21 protein-coding genes are annotated in these 22,246 nt (G+C 63.5%); 12 read left to right on the top strand and 9 right to left on the bottom strand.

All coding sequences use genetic code 11. The features are described 5' to 3' along the window. Together phnH and phnG are read right to left on the bottom strand one after the other, a co-directional pair. Positions 1–612: a phosphonate C-P lyase system protein PhnH gene (gene phnH / locus AC1D1N_RS30395; protein ID WP_477352943.1), complete on the bottom strand. Its 612-nt coding sequence runs from the start codon at positions 610–612 to the stop codon at positions 1–3. Further along, a complete protein-coding gene (gene phnG / locus AC1D1N_RS30390) occupies positions 612–1,073 on the bottom strand; it encodes a phosphonate C-P lyase system protein PhnG (RefSeq protein ID WP_477352942.1) in 462 nt (153 codons plus the stop codon). Before phnG ends, phnH begins: the two co-directional genes overlap by 1 nt. 118 nt (positions 1,074–1,191) lie before the next feature. On the opposite strand from phnG, the gene phnF reads away from it, so the two are divergent. Beyond that, positions 1,192–1,941, top strand: a complete 750-nt coding sequence (gene phnF, locus AC1D1N_RS30385; RefSeq protein ID WP_477352983.1) for a phosphonate metabolism transcriptional regulator PhnF — start codon at positions 1,192–1,194, stop codon at positions 1,939–1,941. A gap of 15 nt (positions 1,942–1,956) precedes the next feature. Here the strand turns inward: phnF and AC1D1N_RS30380 are convergent, their stop codons facing one another. From AC1D1N_RS30380 to AC1D1N_RS30355, 6 genes are all read right to left on the bottom strand, one after another. Beyond that, positions 1,957–2,973: a zinc-binding alcohol dehydrogenase family protein gene (locus tag AC1D1N_RS30380; protein ID WP_477352940.1), complete on the bottom strand. Its 1,017-nt coding sequence runs from the start codon at positions 2,971–2,973 to the stop codon at positions 1,957–1,959. Between the two features lie 67 nt (positions 2,974–3,040). Beyond that, the gene (locus AC1D1N_RS30375) at positions 3,041–4,006 is read right to left on the bottom strand and encodes an ABC transporter permease (protein WP_477352938.1); all 966 of its coding nucleotides are present in this window, start codon (positions 4,004–4,006) and stop codon (positions 3,041–3,043) included. Then, positions 4,003–5,556, bottom strand: a complete 1,554-nt coding sequence (locus AC1D1N_RS30370; RefSeq protein ID WP_112562798.1) for a sugar ABC transporter ATP-binding protein — start codon at positions 5,554–5,556, stop codon at positions 4,003–4,005. Before AC1D1N_RS30370 ends, AC1D1N_RS30375 begins: the two co-directional genes overlap by 4 nt. A 166-nt stretch (positions 5,557–5,722) precedes the next feature. Continuing rightward, positions 5,723–6,715, bottom strand: a complete 993-nt coding sequence (locus AC1D1N_RS30365) for a substrate-binding domain-containing protein (protein WP_477352935.1) — start codon at positions 6,713–6,715, stop codon at positions 5,723–5,725. A 297-nt stretch (positions 6,716–7,012) separates the two neighbouring features. Next, positions 7,013–8,011: an aldo/keto reductase gene (locus tag AC1D1N_RS30360; RefSeq protein ID WP_477352934.1), complete on the bottom strand. Its 999-nt coding sequence runs from the start codon at positions 8,009–8,011 to the stop codon at positions 7,013–7,015. Between the two features lie 55 nt (positions 8,012–8,066). After that, positions 8,067–9,572: a UxaA family hydrolase gene (locus tag AC1D1N_RS30355; RefSeq protein WP_436261422.1), complete on the bottom strand. Its 1,506-nt coding sequence runs from the start codon at positions 9,570–9,572 to the stop codon at positions 8,067–8,069. Between the two features lie 262 nt (positions 9,573–9,834). Here AC1D1N_RS30355 and AC1D1N_RS30350 point away from each other — a divergent pair, with 262 nt between their 5' ends. The 6 genes from AC1D1N_RS30350 (at position 9,835) to gndA (ending at position 15,605) form a co-directional block, all read left to right on the top strand. Further along, positions 9,835–10,734 carry a GntR family transcriptional regulator gene (locus AC1D1N_RS30350; protein ID WP_112562790.1) on the top strand — a complete coding sequence of 300 codons (900 nt, stop codon included), beginning with the start codon at positions 9,835–9,837 and terminating at the stop codon, positions 10,732–10,734. Positions 10,735–10,852: 118 nt separating this feature from the next. After that, positions 10,853–11,209 (top strand): DUF2946 family protein, encoded by a 357-nt coding sequence (locus AC1D1N_RS30345; RefSeq protein WP_477352931.1) that lies wholly within the window; start codon positions 10,853–10,855, stop codon positions 11,207–11,209. Positions 11,210–11,310: 101 nt separating this feature from the next. Beyond that, entirely contained in the window at positions 11,311–11,796 is a 486-nt protein-coding gene (locus AC1D1N_RS30340) for a copper chaperone PCu(A)C (RefSeq protein WP_436261420.1), read from the top strand. A 37-nt stretch (positions 11,797–11,833) separates the two neighbouring features. Beyond that, positions 11,834–12,352 (top strand): YcnI family copper-binding membrane protein, encoded by a 519-nt coding sequence (locus AC1D1N_RS30335; protein ID WP_477352929.1) that lies wholly within the window; start codon positions 11,834–11,836, stop codon positions 12,350–12,352. Between the two features lie 53 nt (positions 12,353–12,405). Beyond that, on the top strand, positions 12,406–14,028 hold the full coding sequence (locus AC1D1N_RS30330; RefSeq protein WP_477352927.1) for a copper resistance CopC/CopD family protein: 1,623 nt from the start codon (positions 12,406–12,408) through the stop codon (positions 14,026–14,028). A 149-nt stretch (positions 14,029–14,177) separates the two neighbouring features. After that, entirely contained in the window at positions 14,178–15,605 is a 1,428-nt protein-coding gene (gndA, locus tag AC1D1N_RS30325; protein ID WP_477352925.1) for an NADP-dependent phosphogluconate dehydrogenase, read from the top strand. Between the two features lie 132 nt (positions 15,606–15,737). Here gndA and AC1D1N_RS30320 read toward each other — a convergent pair whose 3' ends face one another. Beyond that, a complete protein-coding gene (locus tag AC1D1N_RS30320; protein ID WP_112562780.1) occupies positions 15,738–16,781 on the bottom strand; it encodes a LacI family transcriptional regulator in 1,044 nt (347 codons plus the stop codon). A 396-nt stretch (positions 16,782–17,177) separates the two neighbouring features. Here AC1D1N_RS30320 and AC1D1N_RS30315 point away from each other — a divergent pair, with 396 nt between their 5' ends. From AC1D1N_RS30315 to AC1D1N_RS30295, 5 genes are all read left to right on the top strand, one after another. Continuing rightward, positions 17,178–18,416, top strand: a complete 1,239-nt coding sequence (locus AC1D1N_RS30315) for an ABC transporter substrate-binding protein (RefSeq protein ID WP_436261416.1) — start codon at positions 17,178–17,180, stop codon at positions 18,414–18,416. A gap of 82 nt (positions 18,417–18,498) precedes the next feature. Next, on the top strand, positions 18,499–19,392 hold the full coding sequence (locus tag AC1D1N_RS30310) for a carbohydrate ABC transporter permease (RefSeq protein ID WP_112562776.1): 894 nt from the start codon (positions 18,499–18,501) through the stop codon (positions 19,390–19,392). Then, positions 19,385–20,320 (top strand): carbohydrate ABC transporter permease, encoded by a 936-nt coding sequence (locus tag AC1D1N_RS30305; RefSeq protein WP_112562774.1) that lies wholly within the window; start codon positions 19,385–19,387, stop codon positions 20,318–20,320. The genes AC1D1N_RS30310 and AC1D1N_RS30305 overlap by 8 nt, the downstream gene beginning before the upstream one ends. 5 nt (positions 20,321–20,325) lie before the next feature. Next, positions 20,326–21,420 carry an ABC transporter ATP-binding protein gene (locus AC1D1N_RS30300; protein WP_477352922.1) on the top strand — a complete coding sequence of 365 codons (1,095 nt, stop codon included), beginning with the start codon at positions 20,326–20,328 and terminating at the stop codon, positions 21,418–21,420. 76 nt (positions 21,421–21,496) lie between these two features. After that, positions 21,497–22,243 carry a sugar phosphate isomerase/epimerase family protein gene (locus AC1D1N_RS30295; RefSeq protein WP_352559706.1) on the top strand — a complete coding sequence of 249 codons (747 nt, stop codon included), beginning with the start codon at positions 21,497–21,499 and terminating at the stop codon, positions 22,241–22,243. Positions 22,244–22,246 lie beyond the last annotated feature (3 nt).

Below are 22,246 nucleotides of genomic sequence, written 5' to 3'. Positions count from 1 at the left end.
TTACGCCTCCATCGTCTTGATGCGTGTCGTGCGCGGCAGGCAGGCGACGCCGTCGGGCGCCGCCAGGATGATGTCGACGCCGCGCGGAAACCGGCTGATGTTCTGCTTCCACTGTTCGACGAAGTGCCGCGGCATCTGCGCCGGCGCGATGGTCGCGGTGGTTTCGATGCCGGGACCTTCGAGCAGCAGCGGCGCGCCAGAGACGAGATTGCCGACCTGCAGGATCAGCGTCGTCGACCGATCGGGGTAGTCCTGCGTGCCTTGCGAAAAGCCGTCGAGCGCCGCCATCTCCGCCGGGTTGGCAATCAAGGCGAAATGCGCATCGGCCGGCGTGTTGGCAAGCGGCGCACCCGTGTGGAAGCCGAGCCAGGATTTGACCGCCGCGGACGCCTGCAGAGCAGGGTCGAGCCAGAGCGGCGTGTCGTTGTCGCACAGCGCCAGCGCGATGGCGCCGGCGGTGACCGACAGCGGCGCCGGCGGGCGGGCGAAGACCGGCAGAGGCTGCACGCTGCCAGGCCGTGCCATGGCGTCCATGACGGCGCGGAAGACGGTCTGGGCGTTGAACACCGGGTCGGCGAAACCGCCGTCGATTGCTTGTGTTGCGATGTCCATCAGTCTTCTCCGCGCACCATGGTGAAGAAATCCACTTTCGTTGCTGCCGTCTCGGCCCGGCGCTTCTCGCGTGCCTCGCCTTGGGCGACCCGCAACGGCGCCACCAGCGCTGTCTCGACCGTATGGCGCTGGGCTGGGTCCTGCCAGAGCGCGTCGGCGATCGCCGCCAGCTTCGCCTTCTTCCGGTCGCGGCCGAGCATGTAGCTGTGGCCGACCTGCCCGGAGGGGAGCCGCACGGTGGCGCGGGTGACCGTGGCTTCACCGACATTGAAGGGCGCGCCCCCGCCGCCGATGCGGCCACGCACCGTGACCAGTCCAGTTTCCGGCCCGCGCAGAAGCTCGGCCTCCGAGGTCAGACCGGCCTCGTCCCAGAGCCGGGCTACATCGTCGCCGCTCGCCTGCGCCAGCGTCGCCATGAGGGCTTTGCGCTCGGCCTGGTCGCGGGCTTCCTGTCCTCGCATGCACCAACTCCCTGAATGTGTAAAATTTGTCTAGTGATATAGACAACTATACAAATTATACCTATTATCTAACCCGTGTCCATGACTGGTGGATGACATGGGCGTGATCGGGGCAAAAATGGCCGGGCAACAGATGGCGAGCAGCATTGAACGGCGCAGCGGCGTCTCATTGTGGCGGCAGATCGCCGACCAGATCCTGCATTCGATCGCCGCCGGCGATTTTGCCGAGAATGCCGCGTTGCCGCCAGAGGTGGCGCTGGCCGAACGCTACGGCGTCAACCGCCACACGGTGCGCAGCGCCATATCAACGCTGGTTCAGGAAGGCGTGCTGCGGGCCGAGCAGGGGCGCGGCACCTTCGTCTTGTCGCGCAAGCGGCTGTCCTATCCGATCGGTGCCCGGACGCGGTTTTCGACGGGTCTGCAAGGACAGACTTCGGAACGGCACATCGTGTTGCTTACATCAGCGGTCGAACCGGCCAGCCAGCGCGTCGCCGACGGGCTTGGGCTTGTGAGGGGCACTGAGGTGATCCGGCTGGAGACGCGCGGCGAAGCAGACGGCCGGCCGGTGTCGCGCGCTGCCAGCTGGTACGAGGCCAAGCGCTTCGCAGGCATCGATGCCGTGATGGCGGAGACCGGTTCGATCACCGCCTCGCTTCGGCGTTTCGGCGTGGATGATTATCTCAGGCAATCGACGGTGCTGTCGGCACGCCATGCCGATGCCGCCGACCTTGCCGACCTCAACCTGCAGCCGGGGGCCATCGTGCTGGTCGCCGTCGCCGTCAATGTCACGACGGATGGCCGACCGGTCCAGTTCTCCGAAACGCGGTTTCCGGCGGAGCGGGTGGAGCTGAAACTGTCGGCGCTGTAAGCCCGCCTGCTGGCCCTACCCCACCTCGATCACAGCTTTGATCAGCCCGGATTTCTCATGCGCCCAGCGGGCGAGATCGTACGGCGTGCCGGCCAGCGTCGTGCGATGGGTGACGAGTTTCGCCAGCGGCACGGCGCCGTTGCGGATGGAGGCGGCGACGTGGTCGAAGTCGGCCTTGAGCGCATTGCGGCTGCCGACCAAGGTCATCTCGCGCTTGTGGAATTCGGGGTCGGAAAAGACGATGTCGTCCTTGACGACGCTGACCAGAACCAGCGTGCCGCCATGCGCGACGTGGGCGAAGGCAGATTGCACCGAGGCGGTGTTGCCGGTGGCGTCGAAAACCACGTCGAAGCCTTCGGCGCCGGTTGCATCGCGCACCAGTTCGGCTGCCGCCTTTTGCGAGCCGTCGAGCGTGGCGAAGCCGAGTTCGCCTTTGGCAAAATCCAGCCGCTCCGTGCTCATGTCGAGCAGGCTGACATCGAGCCCTGCAATGCGGGCGAAGATCGCCGTGCCAAGCCCAATCGGCCCTGCGCCGATGACCAGCGTGCGGGCGCCTGGTTCAGCGCGGGCACGGCGCACGGCATGCGCGCCGATCGCGAGAAATTCGACGGCAGCGGCATCGGCCAGCGACAGGCCGTTTGCCGGATAAAGATTCTGTGCCGGCACCAGGATCTGCTCGGCCATGGCGCCGTCGCGATGCACGCCGAGCACTTCGATCCGCACACAGCAATTCGGCTTGCCCTGCCGGCAGGCGATGCATTTGCCGCAAGCGAGGTAGGGGTTGATGATGACGGGCTCGCCGACGGCGAGTTCGACGCCTTCACCGGCCTCGACGATGGTGCCCGACACTTCGTGGCCCATGATGCGGGGGTAGGCAAGGAACGGGTGCTTGCCCTCGAAGATGTGGTAGTCGGTACCGCATATGCCGATATGGCTGACCGCGATCAGCGCCCAGCCGGCAGGTGGTGCGCCTGGTGCGGCGCGGTCTTCCAGGACAAGGTCGCCAGGCGAGCGGCAAACGACGGCTTTCATTCAGCAATTCCAGTGTTCAAAAAAGGCGCCGGTCCGTCGAGCGGACCGGCGAAAAGGTCAGGGAGGACTATTTGCCGCGACGGCGCAGGCCGTCGAAATAGACGATGATGATGATCAGCGCGCCGGTAATGATGCGCTGCCAGAAGGCGTTGACGTTCAAGAGGTTGGCGCCGTTGTTGATGGTGGCGAGGATGAAGGCGCCAAGCAGCGGCCCGTGCACGGAGCCGACGGCGCCGAACAGCGAGGTGCCGCCGATCACCGAGGAGGCGATCGCCTGCAGTTCCCAGCCCTCGGCCTGGGTCGGGTTGCCGATGCCGATGCGTGAGGCCAAAAGCACGCCGACAAAGGCCGCGCACAGGCCAGACAGCGTGTAGGCCATGTAGATGGTGCGCTGGACATTGACGCCGGAGAGGCGCGAGGCCTCGGCGTTGGAGCCGACCGAGAACAGATAGCGGCCCCAGCGGCTGTGATGCAGGAAGATGTAAGCCGGAATGCCGACCAGGATCACCATCCAGAACAGATTGGGGACGCCGACGAAGGAGTTGCGCGAGAACTCCTGGAAGGCGTCGTTGTTGATCGAGATCGAGTTGCCGTTGGTCATCAACAGGCCGATGCCGCGCAATGAGGTGAGCGTCGCCAGCGTGATGATGAAAGGCGGCAGGCCCATTTTGACGATGCCGAAGCCGTGGAACATGCCGATGGTGACGCCGACCAGAAGCGTGATCAGGATGGCGAGGAAAACCGGCACGCCGGCGTTGATCAGCATGGCGGCGATGACGGTGGCGAAGCCGACCACGGCGCCGACGGATAGATCGATACCGCCGGTGATGATGACGAAGGTCTGGCCGACCGCCAGGATAGCGATCATCGAGCCCTGGCGCAGCAGGTTCGAGATGTTGTTGGCCGAGGCGAAGCTCTGCGTCGACACCGACAGGATGATCCAAAGCAGAACCAGCAGCGCCAGCAGCGTCAACCCGAACAGGGCGTTGTAGTTGCGCTTCGGCTTTTCGGCGGCAATGGCCTCGGTGCTCATGTCTGACCTCCCTTTTTTTCTTGTTTCTCGGCGAGCGCCTGAGAGAGAATTTCCTCGTGGTCGGCGCTGCGGAACCCGTGCGTGGCCACCAGCTTGCCGCGCCGGAACACATGCAGCGTGTCGGCCAGCTCATAGACTTCCGGCAGGTACGACGAGATCAGGATGATGCCGGCGCCCTTGGACAAAAGCGCGCCGAACAGGCGGTAGATCTCGGCCTTGGTGCCGACATCGACGCCGACCGTCGGCTCGTCGAAGATGAACAGCTTGGCGCCGTGCGCCAGCCACTTGCCAATGACGATCTTCTGCTGGTTGCCGCCCGACAGGCTGGAGGCGAGGGCGCCGCGTGTCGGCGTCTTGATCCGGAGGTCGGCGATCTGGCGATCGGCCTCGGCCTTCTCCTTTGCGCCGGAGATCAGCATGTTCCTGGATATGCGCTTGTAGATCGGCAGATTGAGGTTGAGGCCTACGGGCAGGTTCAGGCACAGGCCTTGGTCGCGGCGGCTTTCAGGCGCCAGCGCCATGCCGAGCCTGATCGCGTCGTGCTCGGAGTTGACCTGGACTTCCTTGCCTTCCCAGAGAATCTGGCCGGCCGACTTGCGATGGCGGCCATAGAGCGTGGTGACGAACTCACTGCGGCCGGCGCCGATCAGGCCGTAGAGGCCGACGATCTCGCCCGCGCGGACGGTCATCGAGACGTTTTCGAAGCCCTTGCCGGACAGGTTCCTCGCTTCGACGATCATCGCGCCGGGCGTGAAATGCTCCTTGTGGTAGACCTGCTCGATCGAGCGGTTGATCATCATCTTGACCAGCTCGGCGTCGTTGGTCTCAGCGATGTTCCTGGTGCCGACCAGCGTGCCGTCGCGCAACACCGAGACACGGTCGGCGAGTTCGAACACCTCTTCCATGCGGTGGCTGATGTAGATGATGGTGACGCCTTCGCCCTTGAGGCGGCGGATCAGCTTGAACAGCTGGTCGGCCTCCTTGCGGGTGAGGTAGGCGGTCGGCTCGTCGAAGATCAGGAACTTGGTGCCGCGCACCGTGGCGCGGGCGGCGGCGATCAGCTGCTGCTGGCCGATGGTGAGGTCGCCGAGCACGACATGCGCCGGCAGGTCGAAACCGAGGTCGTCTATGATCTTTTGCGCATCCTTGACCATGGCGCGCTGCTGCAGGATGCCGAAACGGGACTCCTCCTCGCCGAGGAACATGTTGGCGGCGACGGTGAGGTGGCGGCAAAGCACGACTTCCTGGTGCACGGCATTGATGCCGAGCGCCATCGCCTCGTGCGGAGTCGCCAGAGCTGCCGGCTTGCCTTCCCAGATGACGTCGCCGGAGGTGCGCGGCATGACGCCGGTCAGAAGCTTGATCAGGGTGGATTTGCCGGCGCCGTTTTCGCCGACGATGGCGTGGATTTCGCCAGCCTTGAAGGCGAGGTGGACCGGCTTCAGGGCATGCGTGCCAGGATAGCGCTTTTCCAGACCGTGCAGTTCGAGGATCGTCCTGCCAGGCTCCAGCGTTGGGGCCGGGTGCAGTTCCTGCGCCGTTGGCGTCATGACAATCCTCCCAGATTGGCCTTGCGATTGGCACGTGGCGTGGCATGGACACGCCTCAAAACAGCCTAGCCCAAGCGCATGCATTTCCAAGCCGTTTGTGGCAGCTTGCGGGATGTTTCCGGGGCGCGCGAGGAGCCCCGGAAACAGTTTTCGAGATGGATGCGGCTCAGAGTTTCGGGTTGAGCAGCGCGTCGATCTTGGGGTCTTTCATGTTGGCCTTGGTCACCAGATTGGCACCGGTGTCGACATTGGCTTGGACCTTCTCGCCCTTCGAGGCGGCGAGTGCGGTCTTGATGCCGTCATAGCCCATCCGGTAGGGGTCCTGGACGACGAGGCCGGAGATGACGCCGTCATTGAGGAACTTGATCAGCTTCTCGTCGCTGTCGAAGCCGATCAGCCCGACCTTACCGGCAAGGTTGTTCTCGGCGATCGCCTGGCCGACGCCCTGCGCCATGATCAGGTTGGACGCGAAGATGCCCTTGAGGTCCGGGTTGGCGGTGATCAGGTCGGTGGCGATGTTGAGGCCGGTGGTGGCCTGGCCGTCGGCATACTTGTCGGCAACCAGTTCAAGGCCTGGATATTTGGCCTTGAGCTGTTCCTTGAAGCCCTGTGCGCGCTGTTCGAGCGAGCCGGCGCCGGGCAGTGCGGTGATCAGCGCAACCTTGCCCTCGACCTTGCCACCATTGGCGGCGCCGATGGCAGCGGCAAGACCGTCAGCTGCGACGCGGCCGCCCTGGACGTTGTCGGTGGTCAGGAACGAGGTGAAGGCCTTGGAGTCGGCGCCGGAGTCGATGCCGATGACCTTGACCTTGGTGGCGGCCTCGTCGATCGGCTTGCCGAGCGCCTTGGCCTCGGTCGGGGCGATGACGACGGCAGCCGGGTTGCCGGCAACGGCGTTCTCGAGGATCGAGATCTGGCCGTTGACGTCCGTCTCAGCCTGGGCGCCGAGTTCCGGCACATTGACGCCGAGATCCTTGCCGGCCTTGCGGGCTCCGGCCAGAACGATCTGCCAATAGAAGGACGTGGTGTCCTTGACGATGATCGGAATGGTCACATCCGCCGCCGAAGCCGGCGCCGTGTGCAGCGCACCGGCAAGCATAGAGGCGGCAGCGAGCGCGACGAGTGAGCGGCGGTTGAGAATGCTGGTCACAAATTTCATGAGGGTTCCTCCCTAGATCGCCCGGTGAAGGTTACGGAAGCTCCATTCGGATAGGCGCGGCCCAAACAGAACTTTATCAATAAAAAACAGTTACCGCTTTTTGATAGTGCATCGATCCAGCCGACGCAAGCGGTGTTTCATATCAGCCTGCGCATGGCTCGGCGGAGAAGCCCTCCTTGCCGATCCTCAATGCCACGTCCAGACGCTCCCGATCCTCCTTGATTACGATGGAATATTAATTCCACCATCTAGTCAATATGGAATGTTCATTCTTTCTTGAGAATCACGTGATCGTCGTCATCCGAGTTCCTGAACGACGGTGTAAGGAGCATATTTTGCGAATTCCATTTGCGGCACCTCGACGTCGAACAGGTCGAGATTGCGTGTCAGATTGGCGGCTTTGGCTGTTCCGGTCAGTACGCTGGCCACGACCGGTTCGTGCAACGGGAACTGCAGCGCGGCCGCCGCCAGCGGATAGCCACCCTCGGTGGCGATTTTCTCCATCGCGCCGACGCGCTCCAAGATGTCCTCCGTCGCCGGCACATAGTCGAAATGCGCGCCATGTACGGGGCCGGTCGCCAGGATGCCGGAGTTGAAGACGCCGCCTATGATCAGCGAAGTCTGCCGCTGCCGGCAGAGCGGCAAAAGGTCGGCCTCAGCCGAGCGATCGAGCAGCGAATAACGGCTGGCGAGCAGGATGCAGTCGAGCGGGGCTTCGCGCAGCACGTCGAGACAGATTTGCACCTCGTTGACGCCGAGCCCATAGGCGGAAATGACGCCGGACGATTTCAGCTCTTCCAGAGCCTTCAAGCCGCCATCCATCAGCTGGCGAAAATGCACTTTCGTCTTCTCGACACCATGCGTGTAGGTGCCGATGTCGTGAACAAACAGGATGTCTATCCGGTTTAGCCCGAGCCGCGCATAGGAGAACTCGACCGAGCGCATGATGCCGTCATAGGAATAGTCGTAGTCGAGCGCGAAAGGCAGCGGGTCGACATAGGAATGATCGGGAACCTGATCTTCCGGCACGGGGCGAAACAGGCGCCCGACCTTGGTCGACAGAACATAGGAGTCTCGCGGCTTGTAGCGCAGGAAATCACCGGTCCGCCGTTCCGACAGGCCGAAGCCATAGAAGGGCGCGGTGTCGAAATAGCGCAGGCCGGCCTCCCAGGCGGTCTGCAGCGTCTCCATCGCCGCCTCGCGCGGACAGGCCCGGTAGAGGCCGCCGATCGCCGCCCCACCGAAGCCTATCTCGGTGACCTCGAGCGCAGTTGTGCCGATGCGGCGTTTGTCCATCCAAAGCCTCCCTTGCGGACCCACTTTTGCAGCCCGTAGTTTTTTGGTCAGTGTTTTAGAGCGTTGCGCCGAGGTGCCACGGCACGAATTCGTTGTCGCCGTAGCCGAACGCCTCGCTCTTGGTCTTGCGGCCCGATGCCGTCTCGACGATCAGTTCGAACAGCTCGCGACCCATGCCGGCGATGGTCTTTTCACCCGAGGCGATGACGCCGCAATTGACGTCCATGTCCTCTTCCATCTGGTGGTACATGGTCGAGTTGGTGGCGACCTTGATCGACGGCGTCGGCCGGCAGCCGAAGCAGGAGCCGCGGCCGGTGGTGAAGACGATGATGTTGGCACCGCCCGCCACTTGGCCGGTCGCCGAGACCGGATCGTAGCCGGGCGTGTCCATGAACACCAGGCCGCTGCCGGTGACCTTCTCGGCATAGCCGAAGACGCCGTTGAGCGGCGTCTGGCCGCCCTTGGCGACCGCACCCAGCGACTTCTCCAGAATGGTGGTCAGGCCGCCGCGCTTGTTGCCGGGCGAAGGGTTGTTGTCGATCGAGGCACCATGCTTGGCGACGTGATCTTCCCACCACTTGACGAAACCGTCGAGCTTCTTGGCGATCTCCGGCGTCGCCGCGCGATAGGCGAGCAGATGCTCGGCGCCATAGATCTCCGTCGTCTCGGACAGGATGCCGATGCCGCCGACGCCGGCCAGGATGTCGACGGCCGCACCAAGTGCTGGATTGGCCGTGATGCCCGACATGCCGTCGGAGCCACCACATTGCAGGCCGACAACGATCTCACTGACCGGGATCGGCTCACGCTGCAATGTGCCGACTTCCTCGGCGATCTCGGCGAGCACGCCCATCGCCTTCTCCACCGATTTGCGCGAGCCGCCGGCGTCCTGGATGTTGAAATGGCGTTTTCCGGCGGCCGCACCCTTCTGGCCGTAAAGGGTGAGCTGGTTGACCTCGCAGCCGAGGCCTACCATCAGCACGCCGCCGAAATTCGGATGGCGGGTATAGCCGGCAAGCGTGCGATGCAACACCATCATGCCGTCGCCGGTGGCGCTCATGCCGCAGCCCTGGCCGTGGACGATCGGCACGAAGCCGTCGATGCCCGGATATTTCGGCAACAGAACGCGGTTGGCCTCGTCGGCAATGGCATGGCAGACGGTGGCCGAGCAATTGACGCTGGCAATGATACCGATGAAGTTGCGGGTGCCGGCGCGGCCATCGGCGCGGCGGTAGCCCATGAAGGTGCGGGCGCGATCGGCTGCCGTCGCGTGTTCGGCCTCGCTCGGCGGCACCACCGGCAGGCGGCCGCTCTCGAAAACCAGATTGTGCGAATGGACATGCTCGCCGGGGGCGATGTCCTGCGTGGCACGGCCAATGGCCTGGGCATACTTGACCACCGCCTCGCCGGCGGCGATAGGCTTGATCGCCACCTTGTGGCCGGGCTCGATCAAGGCCGTGGCGACGGCGCCGCCGGGCAGAGCGGTGCCGATCTCGATGCGGCCATTGGCGACCGCGACATTGTCGGCGGGAGACAGAAGAATGCTGTTCGAGGCGTTCACGGGCAGTTTCCTGGGTCTGTTCCTGGGGGGATGCGCGGATTGACACGCGTCTGTTTCCATATAATGTCTTTTATCGGGAAAAAACATTTGTGCGTCAATTGTTTTTTCAGGAGGAGACCATGCATCCGATGGACGCGTGGGTTGTAGAGAGCCGCGTCTGACACGCAAAGCGTTTTGCTTTGCCGGGTCATGCGCTAGGAAACATCTGTGATATCGCGCTTCAAGCCAGCCATAGCAAGCGCCGGCGCGCAACGGGGCAGGGATGTCGAAGAGCAACAACGTCTACAAGGACGCTTACAACAGGGGTCTGCGGCTGCTCGATGAAACGCAGAGCCTGCCGTCCGAGCCGGAGCTTGGCACTTTGCTCGGCGTCAGCCGCACCACCGTGCGCACCATTCTGGCGCGCATGGAAGAGACCGGGCTTATCGCCTGGAACAAGCGCAGCAAGACCGTGCTCAGGGCGCCGAAGCCGCACGATTTCTTCCCCGAGGAGGAGACCGACACGCTGGCGCAGATCATCGAGCGCTCGTTCATGCGCAGGCTGCTCGCCGGCGGCGCCGAGGCCGGCATGCAGATCAACGAGCTCGAACTGGCGCGCGAGATCGGCGTCGGCACCACCAGCGTGCGCGAATTCCTGATCCGATTCTCCCGCTTCGGCCTGATCGAGAAGCGGCGCAACAGCCACTGGGTGCTGAAGGGTTTTACGCGCGCCTTCGCGCTCGAACTCACCGAAATCCGCGAGATGTTCGAGATACGCTCGGCGGCGGCCTTTGCGGCGCTGCCGCAAGACAGCCCGGTGTGGGCCGATCTCGACCGCCTGGAGGACGAGCACCGGCTACTGGCCAGCGAGATCGACACCCGCTTCAACGAATTCTCGGAGCTCGACGAGCGCTTTCACCGGCTGATCCACCGCGCTTCGCACAATCGCTTCATCGTCGATTTCTACGACGTCATCGCCATGATCTTCCACTACCACTACCAGTGGAACAAGGCGCAGGAGCGCGAGCGCAACGAAGTCGCGGTTGGCGAGCATCTCGCCTATATCGCGGCACTGAAATCGCGCGATCTCGGCAAGGTCGATGTCGCCTGCCGCAAACATCTGAAGTCGGCGCGCAACACGTTGCTGACCTCGATTCCGGAAATCGGTCGGATCGCTTCTTAACGCGCCGCGTTGCCGCAGCGATGATTTGGCGATTTTCCGGCCGCGTGGCGCGTGCTAGGTATCTGCCGTTGCTGCGTAAAGAGGCAGGTTTTTGAACATCCGGCGCCAAAGATGGAGCATGACGGCCGCGTTTGTCGCGGCTTGTGTGTTGCTGCTCCAGTCGACGCTCGGCGCCTTTGCTTTCGGCACGCCGCCGGATGCCTCGCAGCTCGACGCCTTCGGCAACGTTATCTGCACCCATGAGGGAGCGGTCCGGCTTCCCGGAGGCGATCCGCACCAGCAGCATATGCCGGCATGCTGCATGCTTGGCTGCAGCCTGGCCTCGGTTGCCTATGCGCCGCCGCCCGGTGTCGGCATAGGGCCGGTCAGCCTGTCCTTCGAGACCGTCGCTTTTGTGCTTGCCTCTGTCAGGCATCTCGATTTCACACGCGAGCGTTCTCCGGCCAATCCGCGCGCGCCGCCGCTTATTGCCTGAAACTGCGGCATCTCGCGTAACCTGCGCGAGCGACAATCATCCAATAACCGATATCGTTCGCGACCGGAAACGGCGCGACCTCATATTCATGGAGCCTACCCATGCCCCATTTTCTTCGTGCCGCCGCGCTCGCCTTTGCACTTGTATTCGCAGGCGGCGCCCATTTCGCCTTCGCGCATGAGTTCAAGGCCGGCGACATCGAGATCGAGCATCCCTGGTCGCGCGCCACGCCGGCCGGCGCCAAGGTTGCCGGCGGCTACTTCACCATCGTCAACAAGGGCAGCGCGCCGGACCGGCTGCTGTCGATTGCCTCCGACATTTCGGGCAAGGCCGAACTGCACGAAATGGGGGTGAAGGATGGCGTCATGACCATGCGCCCGGTCGAGGGCGGCCTGGACATCCCGGCGGGCGGCAAGGTCACGCTGGGACCCGGCGCCTACCACATAATGTTCATGGATCTGAAGCAGCGGCCCAAGGAGGGCCAGATGTTTGCCGCCACGCTGACCTTCGAAAAGGCCGGAGCGGTGACTGTCGAGTTCGCCGTGCAAGCCATAGGCAGCGCTCCGCCGCAGGAAGACAACGACTGACCAATTATTGCCAACCGATTTTTCGAGAGGGACCATCATGAACAAGTATCTTTTGCCCGCCGTTGCATGTCTCGTCCTGGGGACAAGTGCCGCCTTCGCCCATATCACGCTCGAAACCCAGGAAGCGCCGGTCGGTTCGACCTACAAGGCCGTGCTGCGGGTGCCGCATGGCTGCGACGGCAAGGCGACGATTGCCGTGCGCGTGCAGATCCCGGAAGGGGTGATCGCGGTGAAGCCGATGCCGAAGCCCGGCTGGACGCTGCAGGTCAAGAACGGCAAATACGAGAAATCCTATCAGCTCTATGGCGAGGCGGTGACGTCGGGCGTCAAGGAAGTCGACTGGAGCGGCGGCAGCCTGCCGGATGAATTTTACGACGAATTCGTCTTCCGCGGCACGCTGGCCGCCGATCAGCCGACCGGCCAGAAGATCTATTTTCCGGTGGTGCAGGAATGCGATGGCGCCGCCACGCGTTGGATAGAGATTCCGGCTGCTGGCCAGGATGAGGATGCGCTGGAAGATCCGGCGCCCGGCCTCAACCTGCTGCCCAAGAAGTGATGCATTGGTGGCGCGCTGCTTCGAAGCGGCGCGCCACTGTTTTGGTGGATGGCATGAGCGTGGCCTGTTTCCAGCGGATAGAACGGACAGTCGGCAGGTGCTTTGGCCTGCTGGCCACGATCCTGCTTCTTGCCGTCCTCGCCACGCCAAACCAGGCCTTTGCCCATGCGGCGCTGATCAAGGCCGACCCGGCCGACGGCGCTGTGCTGGCGCAAACGCCTACGCAATTTTCGCTGACCTTCAGCGAGCCGGTGTCGCCGCTGGTGCTGACGCTGGTGTGGCCCGACGGTACGCCTGTCGCGCTGACCTCTTTCCGGCTCAGCGACCAGACGGTCGAGATCGACAATCCGCAAAAGCTCGGGCCGGGCACGCATGTCTTGAGCTGGCGGGTGATTTCCGCCGACGGCCATCCGGTCGGCGGCTCGGTGCTGTTTTCCGTCGGCGCGCCAAGCGCGGCGCCGGCAGTGGCGGAAGCTGTCGACATGGATTTGCGGTCGGCGATCTGGACCGGCAAGGTTCTTCTCTACATCGGGCTTTTCCTCGGCGTCGGCGGCAGCTTCGCGCTGACATGGCTGGCGCAAGGTGTGCGCTCAGGCCAGCGTTTCGTCATTGCCGCCATCCTGTGCGGCCTGGTCGCAGCACCCCTGTCGCTCGGGTTCCAGGGGCTGGATGCGCTGGGCGCGCCGCTCGCCCGGCTGGCACAACCGCTGGTCTGGCGGACCGGGCTCGGCACCAGCTTCGGCTGGACGGTGCTGATTTCGCTGGCGGCACTCGGGCTTGGCCTGTTGTCGCTGGTCGGGCCGCGCGCTGGCGCCAGGCCACTGGCGCTCGCCGGACTTGTGGGTGTCGGCGCAGCCCTTGCCGCCAGCGGCCATGCCAGTGCGGCAGAGCCGCAATGGCTGACGCGGCCGATGGTGTTCCTGCACGGCGCCGGCATCGCCTTCTGGGCCGGTGCGCTGCTGCCGCTCGGTCTGGCGCTGAACAGCCAATCGGCGGAGGCCGGCGCGTTTCTGCGGCGGTTTTCGCGCGCGATCCTGCCTGTGGTCGCGGTGCTTGCCGCCGCGGGCATCGTGCTCGCCATCATCCAGGTGCAGACGCCGGCGGCACTCGTCAACACCGCCTATGGCCGGCTGCTGCTGATCAAGCTGGCGCTGCTGGTGTTTCTGTTCACGCTGGCAGCGGTCAATCGATGGCGGCTCACCGCCTTGGCCGAGGCCGGAGCGACGGAGGTGCGGCGCCGGCTCAGCCGCTCGACCTCAGTCGAAATGCTGATCGTGCTCCTGATCTTCGGCGTTGCCGCCGGCTGGCGCTTCACGCCGCCGCCACGGGCGTTGGCGATCGCTGCGGCGCAGCCGACATCGACCCATATCCACACGATCAAAGCGATGGCCGACATCGACATCACGCCCGGCCATGCCGGACAGGTTGCCGCCTCCATCGTCATCATGGACGGGGATTTCGGACCGCTCGATGCCAAGGAGGTGACGCTGGTGCTGTCGAAGCCCGATTCCGGCATCGAGCCGATAAAGCGTCCGGCGACCAAGCCGGGCGACGGCAGCTGGCGCGTCGACAATCTCGTCATCCCGGTACCCGGCCGCTGGACGGCGCGGCTCGATATTCTGGTTTCGGACTTCGACATTGTGAAGATAGAGGCGCCGATCGATATCCGGCCGTAAAGCCGGACTGCCATACGGCACCGCGAGTTGGGCGCGACAATCCACCCAACACAAATCGGCGAGGCGGTTGACGCGGCCCGAAAGGGCCGTCAATCATCCCCGCAAATCGCGGGCTCAAACAAACAAAATTCGAAAACAGGGAAGAAACGATGGAAAAAGCCGAAATCGGCCTGATCGGCCTTGGCACGATGGGCTCCAACCTGGCGCTCAACATTGCCGAGCATGGGCACCGCATCGCCGTCTTCAACCGCACCAAGGCGCGCACCGATGCCTTCCTTGAGAGCGCCGGTGCGCTGCGCGACAGGGTGGTGCCCTGCTACAGCCTGGAGGAACTTGCCGAAGCCATCCGGCCGCCGCGGCCGATCATCATCATGGTGCTGGCCGGCAAGCCGGTCGACGAGCAGATCGAAGCGCTGCGCGGCGTGCTTTCGGACAACGACATCGTCATCGATGCCGGCAACGCCAATTTCCGAGACACGATGCGGCGCTTTTCCGAATTGTCCGGTTCGGGCCTCACCTTCATCGGCATGGGCGTGTCCGGCGGCGAGGAGGGCGCGCGCCATGGGCCTTCGATCATGGTCGGCGGCACCGAAGAATCCTGGAAGCGCGTCGAAAGCGTGCTGACCGCGATCTCGGCCAAATTCAAGGACGAACCGTGCGCTGCCTGGCTCGGCACCGACGGCGCCGGGCATTTCGTGAAAACCATTCACAACGGCATCGAATATGCCGACATGCAGATGATCGCCGAGATCTACGGCATCCTGCGTGACGGCCTCGGCATGGGGCCGAAGGAGATCGGCAGGGTCTTCGAAGACTGGAACAAGGGCCGGCTCGATTCGTATTTGATCGAGATCACCGCCAAGGTGCTGGCCGCCGATGATCCGAAGACCGGCAAGCCGGTGGTCGATATCATCCTCGACCGCGCCGGCCAGAAAGGCACCGGCAAATGGTCTGTCATCGAGGCGCAGCAGCTCGGCATTCCGGCGACGGCGATCGAAGCGGCGGTTGCGGCCCGTGTGCTGTCGTCGATCAAGGATGAGCGCCAGGCAGCCGAAAAGGCCTATGGCAATATCGGTGTGACCAAGATTGCTGGCGACAAGGCCGCTCTTTTGAAGGACCTGGAGCTGGCGCTGCTCGCCGGCAAGATCGCCGCCTATGCGCAAGGTTTCGCGGTGATGAGCGGCGCCTCGAAGGAGTTCAACTGGAACCTGCCGATGCCGACCATCGCCAAGATCTGGCGCGCCGGCTGCATCATCCGCTCGCAGATGCTCGACACGATGGCGGAAGCCTTCGGCTCCGGCGGCGCCTCCACCAACCTTTTGATGGCGCCGGCCTTCATCGCCATGATGCAGGAGGCGCATCCGTCGCTCCGGCGCATCGTCGCCAAGGCATCGGAAGCGGGATCGCCGGTGCCGGCGCTGGCGTCGGCACTCGCCTATTTCGACAGCTATCGCCAGGGCCGCGGCACCTCGAACCTGATCCAGGCGCAGCGCGATTTCTTCGGCGCGCACGGCTTCGAGCGCATTGGCGAGCAGGGGGCTTTCCATGGGCCGTGGGGCAGCGGTGCGGCTGGGTAGAGACAGGTGAGGCCGGCCTGCAAATGGCTGATACCTGCGCTTCCGGTGCTCACGTACAAAAAGTACGCTCCGCTCCGGTTCTCGGTATCAGTCATTTTCGACTCGGCCTGACCTGCCTCTCGGTAGCGCCAGTCAGCCTCGATAAGCGACGACGTCGCCCGGCTTGACCACGGTCTGCAAAGAGCCGGGTGCCGCGCCGCCTATCCAGCCCAGCACGGCGCGGGCAAGTTCGGTGCCTGCCAGGCGGAAGTCTTCGTTGACGATCAGCAACTCCCGGCGAAACAAATGCAGCAGTTCCGACGACTGCTTGGATACGACATCGACGTCGCGGCCGAGTTTCAGGCCGGCATCCTCGATGCCGGCGACGACGGCCAGCGTCGCCGCGGCGGCGCTGCTGACGAAGCCGTCCGGCCTGACCTCCCGGCGCATCAGCTGGGCAGTCCGGGTCCTGATCTGATCGATCGACTGGTCGATTGAAACGGTGTTGAACGGCACTTCGCTGGCGTCGACCTCGCCCAGCGCATCGACAAAGCCGTTCACCGTGTGACCGTAATAGGTGAGCCCCACAGGCGGTGTCACCAGCGCCAGCCGGCGCCGGCCGATGCCGGCCAGATGGCGCACCGCCTCGGCGGCGAAGGCGTAATTGTCGAAGTCATGATAGGGGTGGACGAGCCCCATATCGGTGCGGCCATGCGTGGCAAAGGGAATGCCGCGCTCCAGCATGTAGCGGGCGCGTGGGTCATTGGGCTGCGTGCGCGAAATGATGACGCCGTCGGCCGATCCCGTCTCGACCAGATACTTCACCGGATCCAGCGGATCCTGCGAGCGCGAATAGGGCGTGACGATCAGGTGGTAGGGCGTGTCGGCAATGACCTCCGAGACACCGTAGATGATGTCCGAGACAAAGCTCATGATCTCGCGCTCGGTGTTGAGCACGAGGCTGATGACATTGGTCTTGCCGGTCCGCAGGCGCACGCCGGCACGGTTTGGCCGGTAACCGATCTGCCTGGCGACGAGCTGGACGCGCCGCCTGGTCTCGGCGCCGATCTCGGGCGCATCCTTCAACGCACGCGAGACGGTGGTGACGCCGAGCCCGGTCATGAAGGCAAGCGTCTTCAACGTCGGGCGCTCATGCGCCGACGCCTCGTCGTCCTTGTCCGTCTGGTCCCTGTCCATTTCGTCCCGCCCCGTCAGGCGCATAGCAGCCGCCGGCTCTGCCGACAATCGCTTCCATGACGATGTGGCAAGGCCGTTCACCCGCTAAGCGTCAATATACTGAAACGTTACAGATTGCCAATCTTGCCACCGCAGGCCACCTAATTCATGGTACCGGCAGTGTTTTCAGACCGGGCCGAAGCTACGCGAGAAAACGAGGCCTGGGGTGAATTTCTTGCACTGCAGCATGATTTTGCAGCGCAGCAGCGGATTTTGTTCTGAATTTTCCGGCTTAGGCGCAAGGAATTTGTTCGCGTCTCGAAAAAATATCAAACCAGCTTACGTCGAGGGGTTGCGCGCACCGCACAATTGCCGTATCGAAAATCTGTAACGTTTCAGATTCTGGGAGGAACCGAAATGCGCTATAAACTTTTGACCGCTGCTTTTGCCGCGACGGCCGCTCTGCAGTTTGCTGGCCCGGCAGCCGCGACCGACCTGGAAGTCACCCATTGGTGGACGTCGGGCGGTGAAGCGGCGGCGGTTGCGGAATTCGCCAAGGCCTTCGATGCTACCGGCAATCACTGGGTCGACGGCGCCATCGCCGGGTCCGGCGGCACGGCGAGGCCGATCATGATCAGCCGCATCACCGGCGGCGATCCGATGGGCGCCACCCAGTTCAACCACGGCCGGCAGGCGGAAGAACTGGTGCAGGCCGGCCTGATGCGCGACCTCACCGATGTCGCCACCAAGGGCAAGTGGACGGAAATCGTGCGGCCGAAGAGCTTGCTCGACAGCTGCACCATCGACGGCAAGATCTATTGCGTACCGGTCAACATCCATTCCTGGCAGTGGCTGTGGCTGTCGAACGAGGCCTTCGAAAAGGCCGGCGTGCCACTGCCGAAGGACTGGAATGAATTCGTCGCGGCTGCGCCCGCGCTGGAAAAGGCCGGCATCATCCCGCTCGCCGTCGGCGGACAGGCCTGGCAATCCTCCGGCGCCTTCGACGTGCTGCTGGCGGCCGTGGGCGGCACCGACGCGTTCCTCAAGGTCTACAAGGACAAGGACGCCAAATTCGCCGCCGGACCCGAGATCGCCAAGGTCTTCAAAGCCGCCGACGATGCCCGCAAGATGGCCAAGAACACCAATGTCCAGGACTGGAACCAGGCGACCAATCTGGTCATCACCGGCAAGGCCGGCGGCCAGATCATGGGCGACTGGGCGCAGGGCGAATTCCAGGTTGCCGGCAAGGTCGCCGGCAAGGACTACACCTGCCTGCCGGGCCTCGGTTTGAACGAAGTCATCGCCACTGGCGGCGACGCTTTCTACTTCCCGCTGCTCAAGGATGCCGACAAGTCCAAGGCGCAGGAAGTGCTGGCCGAAACGCTGCTCGATCCCAAGACGCAGGTCGCCTTCAACCTCAAGAAGGGCTCGCTGCCGGTACGCGGCGACGTCGACTTGAACGCCGCCAATGACTGCATGAAGAAGGGCCTCGCCATCCTCGCCAAGGGTGCCGTCATCCCGTGGACGGACCAGTTGATGTCGCAGGACACCCAGAAGCAGAAGGAAGATCTCTTCGCCGAATTCTTCGCCAAGCCGGACATGACGGTGGAAGAGGCGCAGAAGCGCTTCGCCGATCTCATCGCGTCGGCAGACTGACGTTGGAGGCAATCCACCTCGCTCCCGGCCTTGCCACAAGCAGGGCCGGGATCGCAACGCCCTTACCCAGCCGGCTGACGAGATGAGCAAGAGCGAACGCCCCAACCCGCTGTTCCGCAACCTCAATGCGAAGGTCGCCTCGATCCCGATGATCCTCACCGCGTCGGTGGTCTTCGTTGGCGGCACGTTGTGGACGGTGCTCTATTCCTTCACCAATTCGAAGCTCTTGCCGCGGCTGAATTTTGTCGGACTCGATCAGTACTACCGGCTGTGGTCGACACCGCGCTGGCTGATCTCGATCGAGAATCTGTTGATCTACGGCGCGATCTCGCTGGTGTTCTCGCTGGTCATCGGCTTCCTGCTTGCCGCACTTCTCGATCAGAAGATCCGCTTCGAGGACACGTTCCGCACTATCTTCCTCTACCCATTCGCGCTTTCCTTCATCGTCACCGGCCTTGTGTGGCAGTGGCTGCTCAATCCGGATTTCGGCATCCAGCATGTGGTGCGGGACCTCGGCTGGACGAGCTTCAGCTTCGACCCGCTCTATAATTCCAGCATCGTCATCTACGGCATTTCGATCGCGGCGCTGTGGCAAGGCACCGGTCTCATCATGTGCCTGATGCTGGCCGGCCTGCGCGGCATTGATGAGGACATATGGAAGGCGGCGCGGGTCGACGGGATTCCAATGTGGAAGACCTATCTGTTCATCGTCATTCCGATGATGCGGCCGGTCTTCATCACCACGCTGGTCATCATCGCCTCGGGCATCGTCAAGGTCTACGACCTCGTCGTCGCCCAGACCAGCGGCGGCCCTGGCATCGCCTCCGAAGTGCCGGCGAAGTATGTCTACGACTACATGTTCTTCGCCCAGAATCTCGGCCAGGGCTTTGCCGCCTCGACCATGATGCTGCTCTCGGTGGTGATCGTCGTCGTGCCGTGGGCCTATCTCGAATTTGGAGGCCGGAAGCGTGGCTGACCAGGCCGTCTCCTTGCCCGCCGGCGCGGGTGCCGTCGGGCGCGAAGCCTTGGGGCCGAGCGGACCAAAGCCGCGGCATGTCTTCTCGCGCCGCAACATCTTCCTCTATGGCACGCTGTTCGTGATGGCGGTCTACTATTTGCTGCCGCTCTACGTGATGGTTGTCACTTCGCTCAAGGGCATGCCCGAGATCCGGCTCGGCAACATCTTTTCGCCGCCGCTCGAAATCACCTTCGAGCCGTGGGTCAAGGCGTGGGCGACGGCCTGCACCGGCCTCAATTGCGACGGGCTTTCGCGCGGCTTCTGGAATTCGGTGCGCATCACCGTCCCCTCGGTGCTGCTGTCGATCGCGATTGCCTCGGTCAACGGCTATGCGCTCGCCAACTGGCGCTTCAAGGGCGCCGACACATTCTTCGTCATCCTGATCGTCGGCGCCTTCATCCCCTACCAGGTGATGATCTATCCGATCGTCATCATCCTGCGCGAGATCGGCCTCTATGGCAGCCTGAGCGGGCTGGTGATCGTGCACTCGATCTTTGGCATGCCGATCCTGACGCTGCTGTTCCGCAACTACTTCGCCTCGATGCCGGAAGAGCTGTTTCGGGCGGCGCGTGTCGACGGCGCCGGCTTCTGGGGCATCTTCCTGCGCATCATGGCGCCGATGTCACTGCCGATCTTCGTCGTCGCCATCATCCTGCAGGTCACCGGCATCTGGAACGACTTCCTGTTCGGCGTCGTCTACACTCGCCCCGACACCTATCCGATGACGGTGCAGCTCAACAACATCGTCAATTCGGTACAAGGCGTGAAGGAGTACAACGTCAACATGGCCGCAACCATCCTGACCGGCCTTGTGCCACTCATCGTCTACTTCATCTCCGGCAAGCTTTTCGTGCGCGGCATCGCCGCCGGCGCGGTGAAAGGGTGATGGCGATGACGGCAGCCAACGGCACCAGCGTTTCGATCCAGGATCTGTCGCTCAATTTCGGCTCTGTGTCGGTGTTGCAGACGCTCAACCTCGATGTCGCCGAGGGCGAGTTCATCGTGCTGCTCGGTCCCTCGGGCTGCGGCAAGTCGACCTTGCTCAACTGCATCGCCGGGCTGCTCGACATTTCCGATGGCCGTATCTTCATCAAGGGCAAGAACGTCACCTGGGAGGAGCCAAAGGACCGCGGCATCGGCATGGTGTTCCAGTCCTATGCGCTCTACCCGCAGATGACGGTGGAGAAGAACCTGTCCTTCGGCCTGCGCGTTGCCGGCGTGCCCAGGGACGAGATCGCCAAGCGCATTGCGCGCGCCGCAGAGATCCTGCAGATCGAGCCGCTGCTGCAGCGCAAGCCGGCGGCATTGTCCGGCGGCCAGCGCCAGCGCGTGGCGATCGGGCGGGCGCTGGTGCGCGACGTCGACGTCTTCCTGTTCGACGAGCCGCTGTCCAATCTAGACGCCAAGCTGCGCTCGGAACTGCGCGTCGAAATCAAGCTTCTGCACCGCAAGCTGCAGAACACGATGATCTACGTCACCCACGACCAGATCGAGGCGATGACGCTGGCCGATCGCATCGCCGTCATGCGCGGCGGCGTCATCCAGCAGCTCGACGCGCCGCAGACGATCTACAACCGGCCGGTCAACCGCTTTGTCGCCGGCTTTCTCGGCTCGCCGGCGATGAATTTCCTCGAAGGGGAACTGGAGGCCGGTCCGACGTTCAAGACGGACGGTGTTTCGGTGCCGCTTGAGCGCTATGCCTTTGACGGTACGGAGCGCCCCACCGCCGCTTGCGTGCTCGGCATCCGGCCCGAACACATCGGCTTCGGTGATGCGGCGAAGTCGATGCCGTTTTCCGCCAGTGGTTCCGTCGAGATCGTCGAGCCGATGGGTTCCGACACGCTGGTGTGGACCAAGCTCGGCGGCCGCAACCTTTCGTTCCGCGTCGAGGCGGAAAGGACGCTGCGCAGCGGCGATCCGGTCCAGTTCGGTTTCGATCCGGCGCGCGCCTCGCTGTTCGACGCGGCGACCGGCAATCGGCTGTAATTATTGAAAATCATCCCAATCACATCCCCTAAGAACGATCCCCCAAGACCCACCACCCAAGAAACGGATAAAGACGATGAACTGGTCATTCCAACTCTACAGCGCCCGTAATTTTCTGCCCTGGGACGGCATCCTCAAAATGCTGGGCAAGGTCGGCTACAAGGAAGTCGAAGGCTTCGGCGGCGTCTATGACGACCCCAAGGCGTTCCGCGCCGAGCTCGACAAGAACGGGCTTGCGATGCCGACCGGGCATTTCTCGATCGATGCGCTGGAGAACGACTTCGACGGCGTGCGCAAAACGGCCGACGCGCTCGGCATCACGCTGGTCATCTGCCCCTATCTCATGGCCGAACAGCGGCCGGCCGATGCCGCCGGCTGGCGCGGCTTTGGCGAGCGCCTTGCCAAGGTCGGCGAAACCGCAAAAAAGGCCGGTTACGGTTTCGCCTGGCACAACCATGATTTCGAGTTCAAGAAACTCGCCGACGGCTCGGTGCCGCAGGATCATATTCTGTCGGCCGCGCCCGACATTGGCTGGGAGATGGATGTCGCCTGGGTGATCCGCGGCGGCGTCGATCCGTTGCCGTGGATCGAGAAGCACGGCAAGCGCATCAGCGCCGTCCATGTCAAGGACATGGCCAAAGCAGGCGAAGGGCTTGACGAGGATGGTTGGTCGGATGTCGGCCACGGCACCATTGACTGGGCCGGCCTGATCAAGACACTGCGCGCCAAGAGCGCGGCCAAATATTACGTCATGGAACAGGACAACCCCAACGACATCGAGCGCTTCGCCAGCCGCTCGCTCGCTTCCGTCAAGGCTTACTAGGAA

It is taken from the genome of Mesorhizobium sp. P2_B5 (assembly GCF_056404775.1).
This window is presented reverse-complemented; position numbering and strand designations above follow the sequence as displayed.